Genomic DNA, 14456 nt, shown 5'->3' with positions numbered 1-14456 from the left:
AGACTGTATCGGCGGGTCAACTCGGTTTCAGCTCGGCCCGCGCGATCTCCCGCCAGTCGGCGACCAGCCGGCTGTGATCATCTGCCCTGGTGGCCAGGGCCACGTGGCTGGGCTCCACGTCGTCGAGCGGGATGAGCACCAGGTCCGGCCGGACCGGCCCGCTGACCACGATCATCGGCACGATCGCGATCGCCTCGCCGGCCGCGACATACTCGATCTTGTCCTCCAACACGTCCACCAATGGTCCGTCGGGCGCCTTGCGACCGTCCGGCCTCGGGTCGATCCGCCAGAACGCGTTCCACTCCGGATCGTCGCCCCGGGTCACCGGCTCGTCCGCGATGTCGGCCAGCGTCAGCGACTCCCGGTCGGCCAGCCGGTGCTCGGTCGGCAGCATGACGCCCCGTGGTTCGTCGTAGAGCACCGTCACGCTCAGGCCCTCGCTCGGGAACGGCATCCGGGCCACCACCGCGTCCACCCGGTGATCCAGCAGCGCCTTGCGCACGTCAGGCCAGGGCACGTGCATCGTCTGCACGTCCGCCTCCGGCCGCTGGTTGCGCAGCTCGCGCGCCGCCCTCGTGATGATGATGTTCGCCGTGTAACCCAGGACGATCCTGTTGGTCTGCGCCGCCGCCCGGGTCATCGTCGCCGCCTGCGCGGCTGCGGCCAGCAACTCCTTGGCCTGCTTGAGGAAGACCTCTCCCGCAGGCGTCAGCCTGGTCCCCTGTGGCGTGCGGTCCAACAGCCGTGTCCCGAGGTCGTGCTCCAGGCGCTGGATCTGCCGGCTCAGCGACGGCTGGGCCACGTGCAGCTCCTCCGCCGCCCGTCCGAAGTGGCCGTGCTCGGCCACCACCGTGAAGTACCGCACCAGCCGCAGATCGAAGTCCACGTCGTTCAGTCTACCGGAGGTGTGGTGTATCGCTTGAACCCCTTGTACTGCAATGGTTTCCACCCGTCCGTGTGACGGGTTGGGAGAGGATGGGAGCGTAGACTCACTGGTGTGGAAGAAAAACTCGCTCGCTTGATCGAATGCGAGGGGACGATCCGCCGTTGTCAGGCCGAGCTGATCCGCTTGATCGCCGACCTCAACATCGACAAGCATGCCGCCGTCGACATCGCCCTGGCTTTGCAGCTGTCTCATACCAATGCCGCCTACCTTGCTGAGTGGGCCAGCCATGTGGTCAAGGTCTTTCCGAACGTGGTGGAGGCCATGGAAGCTGGGGTGATCAGCGAGTGGTCCGCTCACGGGTTGGTCGACCCCACCGATGGCTACAGCGAGGAGTTGGCGTAGAAGGTCATCGTCAAGACGTTGGAGACCGCTGAAGGTCGCTGCTGCCAACAGATCCGCCGTTCTGTGCAGGGTCGGTTGCAGCGGGCGGATCCAGCCGAGCATGGCCGGCGTCGGGAGAAACGTCGTCGTGATCGTACTGTTGTCCTGGACGACCTGGAGGACGGCATGGCCGCTCTCAAGTGTGAGCAGCCGGTGGAGATCGCCAAGATGATGTACGCCAGGATCGATCGGTTGGCGCGTAAGGAACCCAAGAACGGGCGTTCCCTGGACGCGGTGCGGGCCGATGTGTTGGCGTCGTTGGTGTTGGAGGAGCCGCGGAGTGCGGGGTCCAAGGCGTTGATTCAGGTCGCGGTGCCGATCACGGCGTTGTTGGGGGTGGATGAGCGGCCTGGGCAGCTCGACACCGGCCAACTGCTCCCTGCGCCGGTGGTCCGTGATCTCATGTCCCACCCGGGCACGGTGTTCCACCGTCTGCTCACCGATCCGGCCGGGCAGTTGTTGGAGTACAGCCCGGGGATCTACCGTCCGAAGGCGGAGGTGGACCGCTTCATCCGCACCCGGCACAGGACGTGCGTCATGCCGTGTTGTTCGCATCCGTCGAGGTCCTGCGATGTCGATCACGCGGTGGCGTGGCCGGAAGGCAAATCCACCGGGACCAACCTGGGGCCGTTGGATCGCAGGCATCATCGGTACAAGCACGCCACCAAGGCGAAGGTCGTCATCGCCGACGACGGGACTACGACGATCGAGACTCGGTGGGGTCAGACGTACACCACAAAGCCGGAACCGGTGGAGGAGCCACCGTTCTGAACCCAACCCTGCACTGTCACCCGGATCGGCTGGGCGAATCGCTGTGCTGGCCCCATGGTCACCCTCACCAGCCCCTGTGGGCCGGACTCGCGCCATCCGGCCGGATCTGTTGAAAGAGCTCCGTTCTGGGGCTCTGTCGGCACTCTTTCGCCCAACGGTCCGCACTCTCGCAGATCCGCGTGCTGGCGATCCGCTGCCGCGGCCACGACGGCCGACTCCTGCGCCGAGGGATGTTGTGTGCCGTCGCGGCCTTGCCACCCGGCACCGTGGTTGCGGTCCGTAGGTGCGTACGTCAGGTGGGTACGTTGGGTGGTCCGCCGGCGGTTACGTCGTGGTCACCTGGGGCGTGCTTTCGCTTTCCCTCTTTTTTCATCATGTGCATCGCTCGTGTTCTGTTCGTGTCGCCTCCCGTGGTCTTCCTGCGGGTCTCCCCGGCCTCGTGTCCCTCACCTTGTGCTGTTGAGTCCGGTTGCCTTCATGTCCGGCTTCGTGCGCGCTCCTGGTTCGTGTCCCTGGCCGTGCTTCTCCAGCGGCCGTTCCCGGTGTTCTCGCTCCGCCTCGTGCCTCGGTCGGCTGTGACCTCGCAGCTGTTCCCCTCCGCCCCCGGTTCGTCCCATGCCCCTTGTCTTGCGTCCGTGCGGCAAACTGCCCCGCGTTCTGCTGCTCACCCTCATCTCCTGTCCCATGGTTCTCATCTCTCACCCGGGTCGCACGCCGCCCCTGTGCCTCGGGCTCACCTTGCGCCTCAACTCCCACTCCTGACGCAGGCCGCTGGGGCGTGACGGGCTGTGGTGGGCACTGGAGCGTTTGGACGGTGAGTACCGCCAAAGGGGCGACCTGGGGTCCGGATGTGGCGTCGATGTGTTGCGGCGCAGGGGTTCTGGCCTCGGATGACGGGAGTGGCCAGTTCGGACTGGGCGGTGGGTGGGCTGGCCAGGCGGTGCTCGTGTTCGGGGTCGGCGGCTGGGGTGCATGCGGGGGAGAGGTGCGGTTTGGCGCGACCGGGAAGACAGGGGAAGTGCGCCATGAAATTGCATGGGGCGTTTTCATCGGGGAACTGCAAATTGGAGTTTCGTTGGGCGTCCGACGGTCGGACACCCTCGTCCACGGCGGCGGGGGAGCGGTGGGCACACCGCCGATGTCCTGCGAAAACGTCGAACTGCACGTGCACGTGCACGATCGGCCGGGATTTCAATCCGTGTTCACCTTTTTTGGCTATTTCCGGTACGGTCTCCTTCGCGGAAACTGAGCGCAGTTCCCGGGGGTGTGAGGAGGGTGGTCCGCGATGGAGGAAATTCGTCGAATACCAGACGTGGACAACGAGCAAATCGGCGGTGACGAGCCGTCCATTCGGGTGCCACCGGAGGGGGCGCAAGTACCCACTCGAACCTGTCTTGGCCTACAACCGCCGAGGGATCGCGGAATTGGCCACCGGCCCCGGCCGATTCACCGGGCGCAGTGCCTGGCCGCGCCAAGGCGAGAGCCGGAGGCGATTCCCGAGCGGAAACCGCGGGTGGATCTGGTCAAGTTCGGCGGGCGGCTGGCCGTGGTGTGCCTGGGCGCGTCCACGACGGGAGCGGGCCTGGCGCTGATGATCCGGGCCCGGCTCGGCGCGCAGCCCTGGGACGTGCTCCACCTGGCGCTGGCCAAGCTGCTGAACGTCTCACCGGGCACGGTCATCATCGGGGTGTCGCTGCTGGTCCTGATCTTCTGGTGGCCGCTACGGCAGCGCCCCGGCCTGGGCACGCTGGCGATGACCATCCTTCCCGGCGCCTGCTGCGACCTGGTGCTCTCGGTCGTGCCGGTGCCGGCCGACCTGGCCCTCAGGGCGGCGCTGCTAGCCGGCGGGATCGCGGTCTTCTCGGTCGGCACGGCGCTGGTGATCAGGGGCGGCCTCGGCCCGGGAGCCCGCGACGGCCTGATGACCGGGGCCTGCGCCCGCTGGGGCCTGAGCGTCCGGACCGTGCGCACCGGCCTGGAGCTGGGTGTCCTCATCCTCGGCCTGGTCCTGGCCAACCCGGTCCAGGCCATCGCCACCGGCACCGCCGGCCCGGGCACGGTCGCCATCGCGCTGACCCTGGGCCCGCTGATCGGCGTGCTGCTCAAGCAACGCATCGCCAAGACGCCGACGACACCGACGCCGACCCCGACGACGCAGCCGCAGGTGAGCCCCTCGTGACCTCAGCCCTGCACGGCGGCCGCCGCGAGCTGGGCCCGCAGTTCGGGCGTCAACCTGGTCGCCATGCGCTCCACCAGCATGGACATCTCGTACGCGATGACGTCCATCTGGCAGTTCGGCGCGGCCAGCACCGCCAGGCAGGACCCGTCGCTGATCGACATCAGGAACAGGTACCCCATCCTCATCTCGACGATCGTCTGCACGACATCGCCGTAGTCGAAGCACCGAGCGGCGCCCTTGGCCAGGCTGACCAGGCCGCTGGCCACCGTGGACACCTGCTCGGCGCGGTCGGCCGGCAGCGCGTACGAGCCGGCCAGCAGCAACCCGTCCGCGGACACCACCACGGCGTGCGCCACCTCGGGCACCCGTCGCACGAAATCGGTGATGAACCAGCCGAAGTCGCCGGGTTCCTGGTTGGTCATGCCTCACTCCACTCTCAGCCGCGGGTCGGGGCCTTCTCGTCCGGCGGGCCGTCCAGCGCGTGCCGGCGGGCCCGGCCCAGGCCGCGCTGGAAGCCGGACAGCCGGTTGCGGGTCGTCTCCGGGGTCCGCTCCGGGAACTGCGGCGGCCGGGTTTCCTGCACCTCCGGCGGCGCGCTGCGAGGCGCGGCCGAGCCCGGCACCAGGTGCTTGTTCGGCACGCGTTTGGGCAGGCCGGAGGTGGTGATCTGGTCGCCGGCCGGGCCGGACAGCTTGGTCCGCACGGTCAGCCAGCCCTCGTCGGCCGGCGAGTTCCACGACACGTGCCGGTTGACCGGCTCGGGCATCGGCTTCTGCTCGGGGATGACCACCGGCTCGGGCTCCGCCTCGGCCACCGGCAGCGCCGGCAGGGGTGGCGCGTCGGGCTCGTCGACGGGCCACTCGTCGACGGGCTGGAACCACCGTGACAGCACTTCCTCGTAGATCGGCAGACGCGTGGTCGGCTCCGGCACCGGCTCCTCGGCCTTCACCGGCTCCTCAGCGGGAGCAACGGACGCAGCGGGAACGGGAGCCGGCGCGGGCGGCGCGCTCTCCTCGGCCGGCCGTCGGAACAGGCTGCCGTTCTGCTCGGGGATCTCGACGTGAGGCTGGGTGTCCTCGAGCCGGATCGAGCGGCGCAGCACCGGCTTGGCCGGCTCGGGCTGCTGGTCGTCCTCGCGCGGCGGGGCCAGCAGGTCGGCCGGGACCGTGATCACGGCCTTGGTGCCGCCCTCGATGAAGTCGCCGTTGCGCAGCCGGACCCGGATGTTGTGCCGCTGGGCCAGCCGGCCGACCACGTACAGGCCCATCCGGCGGGCCACCGTGACGTCGAAGTCCGGCGGGTCGGCCAGCTTGTGGTTGGCGGCGTCCAGCTCGTCGGTGGTCATGCCCATGCCGGAGTCGGAGATCTGCATGGCCAGCTGGCCGGCGCGCAGTGTGCGGGCGGCGATGGTGACCGTGGTCGAGGACTCGGAGTACGTCGTCGCGTTGTCCAGCAGCTCGGCGATCAGGTGGATCAGGTCCTTCACCGCCCGGCCGTGCACCAACACGTTCGGCAGGCCCGCGGCCTTGACCCGGGCGTAGTGCTCCACCTCGGAGATGGCCGCGCCGACCAGCTCGGCCAGCGGCAGCGGCCGGACCACGTGCTTGGTCAGGCCGGTGCCGGACAGGATGATCAGGTTCTCGCTGTTGCGGCGCATCCGGGTGGCCAGGTGGTCCAGCACGAAGAAGCGGGCCAGCTGGTCCGGGTCCTGCTCGTTCTGCTCCAGCCGGTCCAGCTCCGAGAGCTGCCGCTCCACCAGCGCCTGGCTGCGCCGGGACAGGTTGACGAAGATCGCGTTCACGTTGTCGCGCAGCACGGCCTGGTCGACGGCCATGCGTACGGCCTGGTCGTGCACCAGGTCGAAGGACCGGGCCAGCTGTCCGATCTCCTCCCGGCTGAACACCGACACCGGGTCGACCGCGTGCTTGGCCGCCTCCACCGGATCCGGGTCGGCCAGGATCCGCTTGAGGGTCTGCGGCAGCCGGACGTTGGCCATGTCCAGCGCCTCCAGCCGCAGCCGGCGCAGCGGCGTGAGCAGCGACCACGCGACCACCAGCATCAGGCCCAGCGCGATCATCAACGTGCCGAGCAGGAACGCGATGTCCCGGCCGGCGGCGCCCGCCGCGTCGGCGGCCAGCGCGGACGCCTGCGCCCGCAGCTGCCCGATCAGGCCCAGCTCGACCTGGTGGAACTTGTTGTTGGCGAGGGCGCTGGCGGCGGTGAAGGTGTGCACGTCGATGTTGAGCGGCGTCGTCGGACTGGGCGTGAGCAGGGCGGACTGCTCGATCAGGTGATCGTTGTCCACGTCGGCGCCGCTGTAGCCGTCGCTGAAGTTCTGCCGCTCCTGGCTGGTCGCCACGGCCGTGAAGTCGGTGACCGACGCCGTGAACGCGGCGTTGGCCGAGCGGGCCAGGTCCTGGTTGAGCGAGGACTGGAACGAGTTGTGCGCGGCGGCGATCTGCAGCAGGGCGTCCAGCTGGGCGATCTGCTCCTTGGCCTGGTCCAGCGTCTGCGCCGCGGTGCTGGCCCGGGACAGCTCCTGGGTGCTGGCGGCGGCGGTGACCTCCCGGCCGACCTGCACCAGCGTGTCGATCACGGACGTGTACTCGGTGAACAGCGCCGAGTCGGGGTAGACGCCGCGCTGGGCCAGCAGCCGGAGCGTGGTCAGCGTGGACAGGCCGTCGACGGCCCGGTTGTACCGGTCCATGGCGCCGGCGTCGGGCAGGTTCAGCTTGGCCACGGCGCCGCGGAGCTCGGAGATCGCGGTGTTGCTGCGGTCCACCTGGGTGGCCAGCGGGCTGCCGGCGGCTGAGCTGTCCCCGGCCGCGCCGGTGACCATCAGGACCCGCTCCTGCTGCAGCTGGTGGATCACCTCGGTGATCTGTTTCGCCACGTCGACCTGGGCGACCGTGCGGTGGAAGTTGTTGGCGTTGTCGATCTCGGTCTGCACCCGCAGACCACCGAGCACCAGGGCCGCGAGCGTGGGCACCAGCAGCACCGCGCCGACCTTGGTGCGCAGCCGCCAGTTGCGCAGCCGCCATCGCCCACCCGGTGACGCGCCTGGTCGCCGCCCCCTGGCCGGCTGGTGGTGCTCGCCCGACTCGCCGTGAGCGTCCCGACGCTGTGGCTCGGACACTTCCTCACACGCTCCCCTGGTCATCCGAACAAGGACCCGTCAGGCGAATCGGAGTTCGAAGGTGGTTGGTGGCGCGGCCCTTTTGTCGACAGTTGACGATGCGCACCCGAAAGGTTTCGGCCCGCCGGGTGCAATTGCACCGGAGCTTCTTAACACAGCCGAGGAGGCCGTCGTCACGCGCGTCGGGGTGAAGTTCTTTCGGCGGGCGTCGCTCCGACTGAAGGTTGTTGTCGCAAGCAGTAGCCCGTTTCCGCATCCTGGCGGCGGTTTTCGAACGCTCGTGCTCAGGTTTCCGGGAGTGATCATCTTGGCGAATTCACCCGCATGGACGCGATGGTGTCTGCTAGCGAGTTCTGGCTACCGGTGAATCGACTCGGCGCTTCGGCGTAAACCGTGCGGCTTGACGGCCGCGCGGTGTGTCCGTGAGCGCGGGTTTTGTCGTTCTCGGGGCCGTGTGCCGCCGTCATGACGGTATTGCGGATGTCGCTAGAGTCTCGCTGGGCGACGCGATCCGCGTCACGGTCAATTGTGAATTCTATCCCCGAGCGGCGAGGAGAAAGATCGACATGAGTGATCCACACGCCGGTCCGACGGTGGGCAGGCCCTGGTCGCGGCGGCTGTTCCTGTCGGCGACGGCGGCGGCCGCGGTGGCCGCGGTGGACTCCGGGTGCAGCCTGCTCGGCGGTTCCTCGACCGCGAACGTGCAGGCCGCGGGCAACACCACGGTGGAGAAGTCCAAGATCAACGTCTCGCTGATCCCCTGCACCGACGTCGGTCCACTGTGGCTGGCCAAGAAGAACGGCTACTTCGCCGCCGAGGGCCTCGACGTCACGCTGGTCAACAAGCCCAGCGGCCCGGACGTGATCAACAGCGTCTTCGGCGGGGACGCCGACTTCGGCTTCGCCACCTATCCCGCGCTGGTGCAGGCGCAGCTGAAGACCAAGGGCAAGGCCAATCTCCGCGTCGTGGCCGACGCCTCGGCGGCCAAGCCCGACACCACCGCCGTGGTGGTGAAGAAGGGGTCGCCGCTGACCCGGGCCGAAGACCTCAAGGGCAAGCGCATCGCCGTCACCGCCCGCGGCACCATGGCCGACCTGGCCGTGATGGCCGGCCTGCGAGCGGCCAAAGTGGACTGGTCCACAGTGGAGTGGAAGCAGATCGGCTTCGCCGACATGCTGCCCAAGCTGGAAAGCGGTGAGATCGACGCCGCCTTCTACGCCGAGCCGTACGTGACCATCGCCCAGACCCAGGCCGGCGTCACCACCGTGTTCCAGCCGCTGACCGGCGCCCTGGACGGGATTCCGCTCAGCTGCTACCTCGCCACCGAGCAGGTGGCCAAGGAGCGCCCGAAGATGGTGGCCGCGTTCCAGCGGGCCATCCGCCGGGCCCAGACCGAGGCCGCCACCCAGCAGGGCGACGCCGAGGTCAAGCAGACCATGGTCGACAACGCCAACGTGGCCCCCGACATCGCCCCCGTCATCCACCTTCCGTCGTACCCGATCTCGGCCGACCCCACGCGTCTGCAGCGGGTGCCCGACCTGATGCAGCAGTTCGGTGTGATCGGCCAGAAGTTCGACATCAAACCGATGATCCTGCCCGAGCAGGGCTGAGGGATGGGGAGGCCGGACACGGCACACCTGGTCGGGCGGCGTTGATGCGCGCCGCGCTGCGGGGACTGATCGGCATCGGCTGCCTCCTGCTCGGCTGGGAGGCGGTCGTGCTGGTCGGCGCCGTCCCGTCGGAATACCTGCCACCGCCGTCGGTCGTGTTCCCGCAGTTGGCCGTGATGTTGGTGGACCCGGCGTTCCAACTGGCGGTGGTGGCCACGGTGCTGTCGTGGGCCATCGCCCTGGCGCTGGCCGTCGGCATCGCGGTGCCGGCCGGGCTGCTGCTGGCGGGTGTGCCCTGGCTGCGGGTCGCCAGTCGAACGGTTGTCGAGTTCCTGCGGCCGATCCCGGCCGTGGCGCTCGTGCCGCTGCTCGTGGTGTCCATCGGCGGCGGTCCGGCCACCAAGATCGCTCTGGCCGTTTTCGCCGGCCTGTGGCCGATTCTGTTCAACACCATCTACGCCTTCGGTGAGATCGAACCGGTGCAAGTGGACACTGCGCGGGTCTACCGGGCCCGCGTGCTGACCCGGGTCGCGTTGCCCAGCGTCGCCCCGTTCGTGCTCACCGGTGTGCGGCTGTCCGCGGCCATCGGCCTGGCGGTGGTGATCTCCGCCGAGATGCTCACCGGCGCCAGCGGCGGCATCGGCCAGTTCATCCTCGCCGCCGCCAGCGGCGCGACCCGAATGGACCGTGTCCTGGCCGGCGTGGTGGTGGCCGGGGTGCTCGGCTATCTGATCAACGCCGGCCTGGAACGGGTGCAGCGCCGGTACTTCTGGTGGCATGGGGCGGAGGTGGCATCATGAGCCGTCTGCACGGCTTTGTCCTGCGCTGGGCCGTCTTCCTGCTCCTGGTCACCGGGTGGCAGCTCGTCACGGCCGCCATCGACCACCCCTACTACCCACCACCGCTGGAAATCCTCGCCGCGGCGCGGCAGATGTGGTTGTCCGGCACGGCCGCCACGCTCTTCCTCGGCCCGGAAGCCTTCGATGCCTTGTTCCCGAGCGTCGGACGGCTCGTCGGCGGCTGGCTGCTGGCCGTGCTGGCGGGCGTGGTGCTGGGCACGGCCCTCGGATTGTCACGGCGACTCCTGCACTACACGGGCCCGGTGTTCGCCTTCTTCCGGTCCCTGCCGCTGCCGGCGCTGGTGCCGGTGTTCGTGCTGCTGTGCCGGCTCGGCACGCAGATGGTGCTGACGGTGATCGTGTTCGGCGCGGTGTGGGCGGTGCTGCTGAACACAGTGGACGGTGTCCGGACCGTGGACCGGGTGCAACTGGACACCGCCCGGGCGTTCCGCGTGCCGACGGCGCGGCTGCTGCTGCGCATCGTGCTGCCGGCGGCGCTGCCGAAGATCTTCGCGGGGCTGCGGGTGAGTCTGTCGCAGTCGGTGACGCTGATGGTGGTCGCGGAGCTGTTCGCGGCCAACGGGGGGCTCGGCGGCGAGCTCCGGGACGCGCAGGACCAGTTCGACTTCGCCCAGATGTGGGCGGTGGTCGCGCTGATCGGCGTGCTCGGCTACACCCTCAACACGATGCTGCTCGCGGTGGAGCGGCGGGCGCTGGGTTGGCATCCCTCGGCAGGCGAGCCTCGCGTGCCGTCCAGAGCAGGAGGACGACTTGTCGACCATGCTTGAACTGGCTCAGCTGAGCCATGTCTACGACAACGCCGCGATCGCCGAGCTGTCGTTCACGGTGGACGCCGGCGAGCTGGCCTGCATCGTCGGGCCGTCCGGCTGTGGCAAGTCGACCCTGCTGCGGGCCATCGCCGGCCTGCTCGCGCCGACCGGCGGTTCGGTGCTGCTGCACGGATCCCCGGTCCGGGGCGTCCCTGACGACCTGGCCGTGGTGTTCCAGGACTACAGCCGCTCCCTGTTCCCGTGGCTGACCGTGCAGTCCAATGTGGAGTTTCCGCTTCGCGGTCGGGTCAGTAGGTCCGAACGCCGCGAGCGCGCCCGGGCCGCACTGGCCCAGGTCGGCCTGGCCGATGCCGCCCACAAGCATCCGCAGCAGCTTTCCGGTGGCATGCAACAACGTGTCGCCCTGGCCCGGGCGCTGGCCTACCGTCCGGTCCTGCTGCTGCTGGACGAACCGTTCGCCTCGGTCGACGCCCAGACCCGGTTCGAGCTCGAGGACCTGCTGCTCCGCGTGCACGCCGAGCAGGGCACCACGATGCTGCTCGTCACCCACGACATCGACGAGAGCGTCTACCTCGGGGACCGGGTGCTCGTCCTGTCCGGCTCGCCGGCTCGGCTCCTCGCCGACATCCCCGTGAGCCTGCCGGCGCACCGCGACCAGATCACCACCCGCGAGTCCGAGACGTTCGTCGAACTCCGCTCCGAGGTCGCGCGGCTGCTGCGCGGCGTGCCGATCCCGGTGGCCACCTGAGCACAGCCGGGTTTGGCATGCTTGACCCGACCGAGCCAGCCGGCGCAGGGGGAGAGCACCCGATGACCAAGGTCGACTTCTACTTCGACCCGATCTGCCCGTTCGCGTGGATCACCTCGCGGTGGATCCTGGAGGTCGAGCGCCAGCGCGAGCTCGACCTGCGGTTCCGGATCATGAGTCTCACCGTGCTGAACAGCGATCGGGAGGACCTGCCCGAGCAGTACAAGGCCCGGCTCTCGGAGGGCTGGTGGGCAGTGCGCGTCGCCGCCGCGTTGGCCCAGCTCAACGGCGAGCCGGCCCTGCGGGACTACTACACCGAGTTCGGCGTCCGGTTCCACAACCAGGGCAATCACGATCGCCGCGCGGTCATCGCCGCCGCCCTCGCCGCCCTCGACGCCCCCGCCGACCTGTTGGGCGCCGCCGACACCACCGCCTTCGACGACGCCGTCCGCAAGAGCCACCACGAGGGCATGGACCCGGTGGGCATGGATGTCGGCACCCCCACCATCCACATCGACGGCGTCGCCTTCTTCGGCCCCGTGCTCAACTCCGTCCCCCGCGGCGAGACCGCCCTCAAGATATTCGACGGCGCCGTCGCCCTCGCCGCCTACCCCGACTTCTTCGAGCTCAAGCGCACCCGCACCGGCGACCTGAAGTTCGACTGACGCGACGATCCGCCGGCCGGAGATCAGTTCTCTTCGTCCCGGATGACGTGCACCGCCGCCTCCTCGGCCGACGCGCCGGCGCCGTCGATGCCGACGTCCACGGCGAGCAGGTCGGCGTCCCATTCGTCGCCGCCCACGCTCGCCGCGTCGGACGCCACGTACGACTCGCTGACCAGGCGACCGGCCCGCTCGTCGCCGACCTCGAAGTCGCGCAGCTCGCCGTCGGAGTCGGAGACGTCGCCGAGGCCGTCGTCGTCGAGCTCGTCGGCGCCGAAGTCGGGAACCTCGCGGGCCAGCCGGTCGTCGAGGCTCTGGCCGTCGTGCTGCTCGCGGGGCGTGGTGCCCCAGTCGTCCAGCGCCCACGGCTTCTCGGCCGGGGAGAAGCCCTCGTCCAACGGGTCGCCGGGGCCGCCGTCCAGAGTGTCGAGGGAGTCGAGCTGCTCGAACGCGTCGTCGTCGATCTCGTCGCGGTCACCCATGGTGGTCCCCTTCGTACTCGTGGCCGCGGCCAGGATAACCGCGTACGCCCGGCGGCGTAGGCCTCAGGTACGTCTGCCGTGCGATGTGTGCCGGGAGGTGGAGCTCCTACCGTCTCGGGTATGACGATCCGACGGGCCTGCTACCTCATCGCGGCGCCGCTGTTCGCCAGCGGCCTGGCGCATCTGGTCGTGCAGGCCGTGGTCGGCGGTCCGTGGGACGGCCCGGTCTCCTGGCGCAAGCCCGCCGACTTCGGCGTGGCGTTCGGCCTCACCCTGTGGGCGGTCACCTGGGGCAGCACCTATCTCAAGGTGCGCCCGGCCGTGCTGGCCGGGTTCGCCGCCGCGAGTGTGGTCGAGGTTGTCGTGATTTCCGTACAGGCGTGGCGCGGGGTTCCGTCCCACTTCAACACCACCACGCCGCTGAACGCCGCCTTCGCCTTCAGCGCCGCCGCCGGTGGCGCCGTGATCATCGTGACCACCCTTTTCCTGCTGCGGGCCGCTTTCCGGCCTCTCGCCGCCCCTCCCGGCATGCAGCTCGCCCTCCGCGTCGGCTTCGCCAGCCTCCTCGTCGGCCTGGCCGTCGGAGCCGTGATGATCGCCATCGGCACCACCACCGCCCGCACCGTGTCCCTGGACGCCGCCTACACCGCCGCCGTTGTCCTCGTGCCCGCTCACGCCGCCGCCATGCAAGGCATTGTCGCGTTGCCGATTCTGGCTTGGTTGACCCGATTCACCCCCTGGCCCGACTCCCGCCGCCACCGCGTCACCGCCCTGGGCACCGCCGGCTATCTCGTCTGCGCCGCGACGATCGTGCTGGAGTCCTTCGTCGGCATCAACGCTTTCGACCTCACCACCGCTCCTGTCGCCGGCAGTGCCGTCGCCGCGGCCGGCGCTCTGGTGCTGGTCGGTGCCGGGATCACGGTTCTCTGGTCGTGTCAGCGGAGATTGCCGGCGCGCAGCCACGTCAGGTAGTCGGCGACGGCGCGTTCGGTGTCGTACGCGGGGGAGTAGCCGGTGTCGGTGCGCAGGCGGGTGATGTCGAGGGGCGGGCGAGGGGTGTCGGTGTTGGGGGTGAGGGAGAGCTGCGACTCGGGGGCGATGGCGCGGAGGGCGGCGACGACGTCGGCGTTGCTGGTGAGGCGACCGGCGCTGACGTTGTAGGTGCGGTGCTGGAGTCGGTCGGAGAGCTGGAGCAGGGCGAGGGCGCGGCCGCAGTCCTTGGCATAGCAGAGGTCGATGGCGCCGTCGGCGGCGGTGAAGGGGGTGCCGGCGGCGGCAGCGTGAACCAGTTGGGGAGCGGCGAAGAAGGGGTCGGCGGGGTGGCCGAGCGGGCCCCAGATGGCGCCGATGCGGTAGTTGACGATGTCGAGCCCGGCAGCGCCGGCGAGGTGGTCGGCGAGCAGTTCGCCGATCTTCTTGAACGCGGGGATGACGTGGGGCGCGGTCAGTGGCAGGGGCAGGTCCTCGGCGAGCGGGGCGTCGCCGGCGACACCGGCGTAGACGCCGATGGTGCTGGCCAGGCCGACCCGGGAGACGCCCCAGTCCTGCGCGACCTGAAGCACGTTGAACAGGCCGCCGAGGGCCCGCCGGGAGGCCTCGATCGGGTCGTCCTGGCTCGGCGGCCAGGGCATGGAACCGGCCAGGTGGACGATGCCGGTGATCTTGTGGCGGTCGCCGACGGCTCGCAGCGAGTCCAGGTCGGTGATGTCCACCTGGACGACTTCGCCCAGGTCGGACGGCTCGGCGGTGGGTCGGCGCTGGGCCAGCACGCAGGACTCGCCGAGGTCGAGCAGGGCCTGGGCGGTGTGCGAGCCGATGAAGCCGAGGCCGCCGGTGATCAGAATCATCAGTGCTCCAGACGAGTTGTCGGGCTGATCGTCAGTACTGCTGACAATCAGCGTAGCGGTAGGA

Annotated in this window: 14 protein-coding genes; 9 read left to right on the top strand and 5 right to left on the bottom strand. The window is 69.5% G+C overall.

What is annotated here, in order from left to right:
• Positions 1 to 16: 16 nt before the first annotated feature.
• Positions 17 to 886: a LysR family transcriptional regulator gene (locus JJ691_RS14670; protein ID WP_249227923.1), complete on the bottom strand. Its 870-nt coding sequence runs from the start codon at positions 884 to 886 to the stop codon at positions 17 to 19.
• A 111-nt stretch (positions 887 to 997) separates the two neighbouring features.
• Between JJ691_RS14670 and JJ691_RS14665 the strand changes: the two genes are divergently transcribed.
• From JJ691_RS14665 to JJ691_RS14655, 3 genes are all read left to right on the top strand, one after another.
• Entirely contained in the window at positions 998 to 1288 is a 291-nt protein-coding gene (locus JJ691_RS14665; RefSeq protein ID WP_211772289.1) for a hypothetical protein, read from the top strand.
• Between the two features lie 18 nt (positions 1289 to 1306).
• The gene (locus JJ691_RS14660; RefSeq protein WP_211769325.1) at positions 1307 to 2098 is read left to right on the top strand and encodes an HNH endonuclease signature motif containing protein; all 792 of its coding nucleotides are present in this window, start codon (positions 1307 to 1309) and stop codon (positions 2096 to 2098) included.
• 1513 nt (positions 2099 to 3611) lie between these two features.
• Complete coding sequence (locus JJ691_RS14655) at positions 3612 to 4277, top strand: YczE/YyaS/YitT family protein (protein ID WP_211769324.1); 666 nt, start codon at positions 3612 to 3614, stop codon at positions 4275 to 4277.
• A gap of 2 nt (positions 4278 to 4279) precedes the next feature.
• Here JJ691_RS14655 and JJ691_RS14650 read toward each other — a convergent pair whose 3' ends face one another.
• Complete coding sequence (locus tag JJ691_RS14650; RefSeq protein ID WP_211769323.1) at positions 4280 to 4699, bottom strand: roadblock/LC7 domain-containing protein; 420 nt, start codon at positions 4697 to 4699, stop codon at positions 4280 to 4282.
• A gap of 14 nt (positions 4700 to 4713) precedes the next feature.
• A complete protein-coding gene (locus JJ691_RS14645; RefSeq protein WP_211769322.1) occupies positions 4714 to 7413 on the bottom strand; it encodes a nitrate- and nitrite sensing domain-containing protein in 2700 nt (899 codons plus the stop codon).
• A gap of 566 nt (positions 7414 to 7979) precedes the next feature.
• Here JJ691_RS14645 and JJ691_RS14640 point away from each other — a divergent pair.
• The 5 genes from JJ691_RS14640 (at position 7980) to JJ691_RS14620 (ending at position 12066) form a co-directional block, all read left to right on the top strand.
• Complete coding sequence (locus JJ691_RS14640) at positions 7980 to 9023, top strand: ABC transporter substrate-binding protein (protein ID WP_211769321.1); 1044 nt, start codon at positions 7980 to 7982, stop codon at positions 9021 to 9023.
• A gap of 44 nt (positions 9024 to 9067) precedes the next feature.
• Positions 9068 to 9823, top strand: a complete 756-nt coding sequence (locus JJ691_RS14635; RefSeq protein ID WP_211769320.1) for an ABC transporter permease — start codon at positions 9068 to 9070, stop codon at positions 9821 to 9823.
• On the top strand, positions 9820 to 10650 hold the full coding sequence (locus tag JJ691_RS14630; RefSeq protein WP_211769319.1) for an ABC transporter permease: 831 nt from the start codon (positions 9820 to 9822) through the stop codon (positions 10648 to 10650). The genes JJ691_RS14635 and JJ691_RS14630 overlap by 4 nt, the downstream gene beginning before the upstream one ends.
• Positions 10634 to 11401, top strand: a complete 768-nt coding sequence (locus tag JJ691_RS14625) for an ABC transporter ATP-binding protein (protein WP_211769318.1) — start codon at positions 10634 to 10636, stop codon at positions 11399 to 11401. The genes JJ691_RS14630 and JJ691_RS14625 overlap by 17 nt, the downstream gene beginning before the upstream one ends.
• A 62-nt stretch (positions 11402 to 11463) precedes the next feature.
• Positions 11464 to 12066: a mycothiol-dependent nitroreductase Rv2466c family protein gene (locus JJ691_RS14620; protein WP_211769317.1), complete on the top strand. Its 603-nt coding sequence runs from the start codon at positions 11464 to 11466 to the stop codon at positions 12064 to 12066.
• Positions 12067 to 12089: 23 nt separating this feature from the next.
• Here JJ691_RS14620 and JJ691_RS14615 read toward each other — a convergent pair whose 3' ends face one another.
• The gene (locus tag JJ691_RS14615; RefSeq protein WP_211769316.1) at positions 12090 to 12545 is read right to left on the bottom strand and encodes a DUF5709 domain-containing protein; all 456 of its coding nucleotides are present in this window, start codon (positions 12543 to 12545) and stop codon (positions 12090 to 12092) included.
• 120 nt (positions 12546 to 12665) lie between these two features.
• On the opposite strand from JJ691_RS14615, the gene JJ691_RS14610 reads away from it, so the two are divergent.
• Entirely contained in the window at positions 12666 to 13517 is an 852-nt protein-coding gene (locus tag JJ691_RS14610) for a hypothetical protein (protein WP_211769315.1), read from the top strand.
• Here JJ691_RS14610 and JJ691_RS14605 read toward each other — a convergent pair.
• Positions 13481 to 14392: an NAD-dependent epimerase/dehydratase family protein gene (locus JJ691_RS14605; RefSeq protein ID WP_211769314.1), complete on the bottom strand. Its 912-nt coding sequence runs from the start codon at positions 14390 to 14392 to the stop codon at positions 13481 to 13483. The two genes, JJ691_RS14610 and JJ691_RS14605, sit on opposite strands and share 37 nt — an antisense overlap.
• Positions 14393 to 14456 lie beyond the last annotated feature (64 nt).

This window comes from Kutzneria sp. CA-103260 (assembly GCF_018263855.1).
In the GTDB taxonomy this organism is placed as follows: domain Bacteria; phylum Actinomycetota; class Actinomycetes; order Mycobacteriales; family Pseudonocardiaceae; genus Kutzneria.
The sequence above is the reverse complement of the archived record's forward strand: the minus strand, read 5'-3'. Positions and strand labels throughout refer to the sequence as shown.

Excerpts from the sequence above, each read along its gene's own strand:
- JJ691_RS14615 (WP_211769316.1), bottom strand. The coding sequence starts at position 12,545 with ATGGGTGACCGCGACGAGATCGACGACGACGCGTTCGAGCAGCTCGAC.
- JJ691_RS14610 (WP_211769315.1), top strand. The coding sequence starts at position 12,666 with ATGACGATCCGACGGGCCTGCTACCTCATCGCGGCGCCGCTGTTCGCC.
- JJ691_RS14630 (WP_211769319.1), top strand. The coding sequence starts at position 9,820 with ATGAGCCGTCTGCACGGCTTTGTCCTGCGCTGGGCCGTCTTCCTGCTC.
- JJ691_RS14640 (WP_211769321.1), top strand. The coding sequence starts at position 7,980 with ATGAGTGATCCACACGCCGGTCCGACGGTGGGCAGGCCCTGGTCGCGG.
- JJ691_RS14650 (WP_211769323.1), bottom strand. The coding sequence starts at position 4,699 with ATGACCAACCAGGAACCCGGCGACTTCGGCTGGTTCATCACCGATTTC.
- JJ691_RS14605 (WP_211769314.1), bottom strand. The coding sequence starts at position 14,392 with ATGATTCTGATCACCGGCGGCCTCGGCTTCATCGGCTCGCACACCGCC.
- JJ691_RS14620 (WP_211769317.1), top strand. The coding sequence starts at position 11,464 with ATGACCAAGGTCGACTTCTACTTCGACCCGATCTGCCCGTTCGCGTGG.
- JJ691_RS14635 (WP_211769320.1), top strand. The coding sequence starts at position 9,068 with ATGCGCGCCGCGCTGCGGGGACTGATCGGCATCGGCTGCCTCCTGCTC.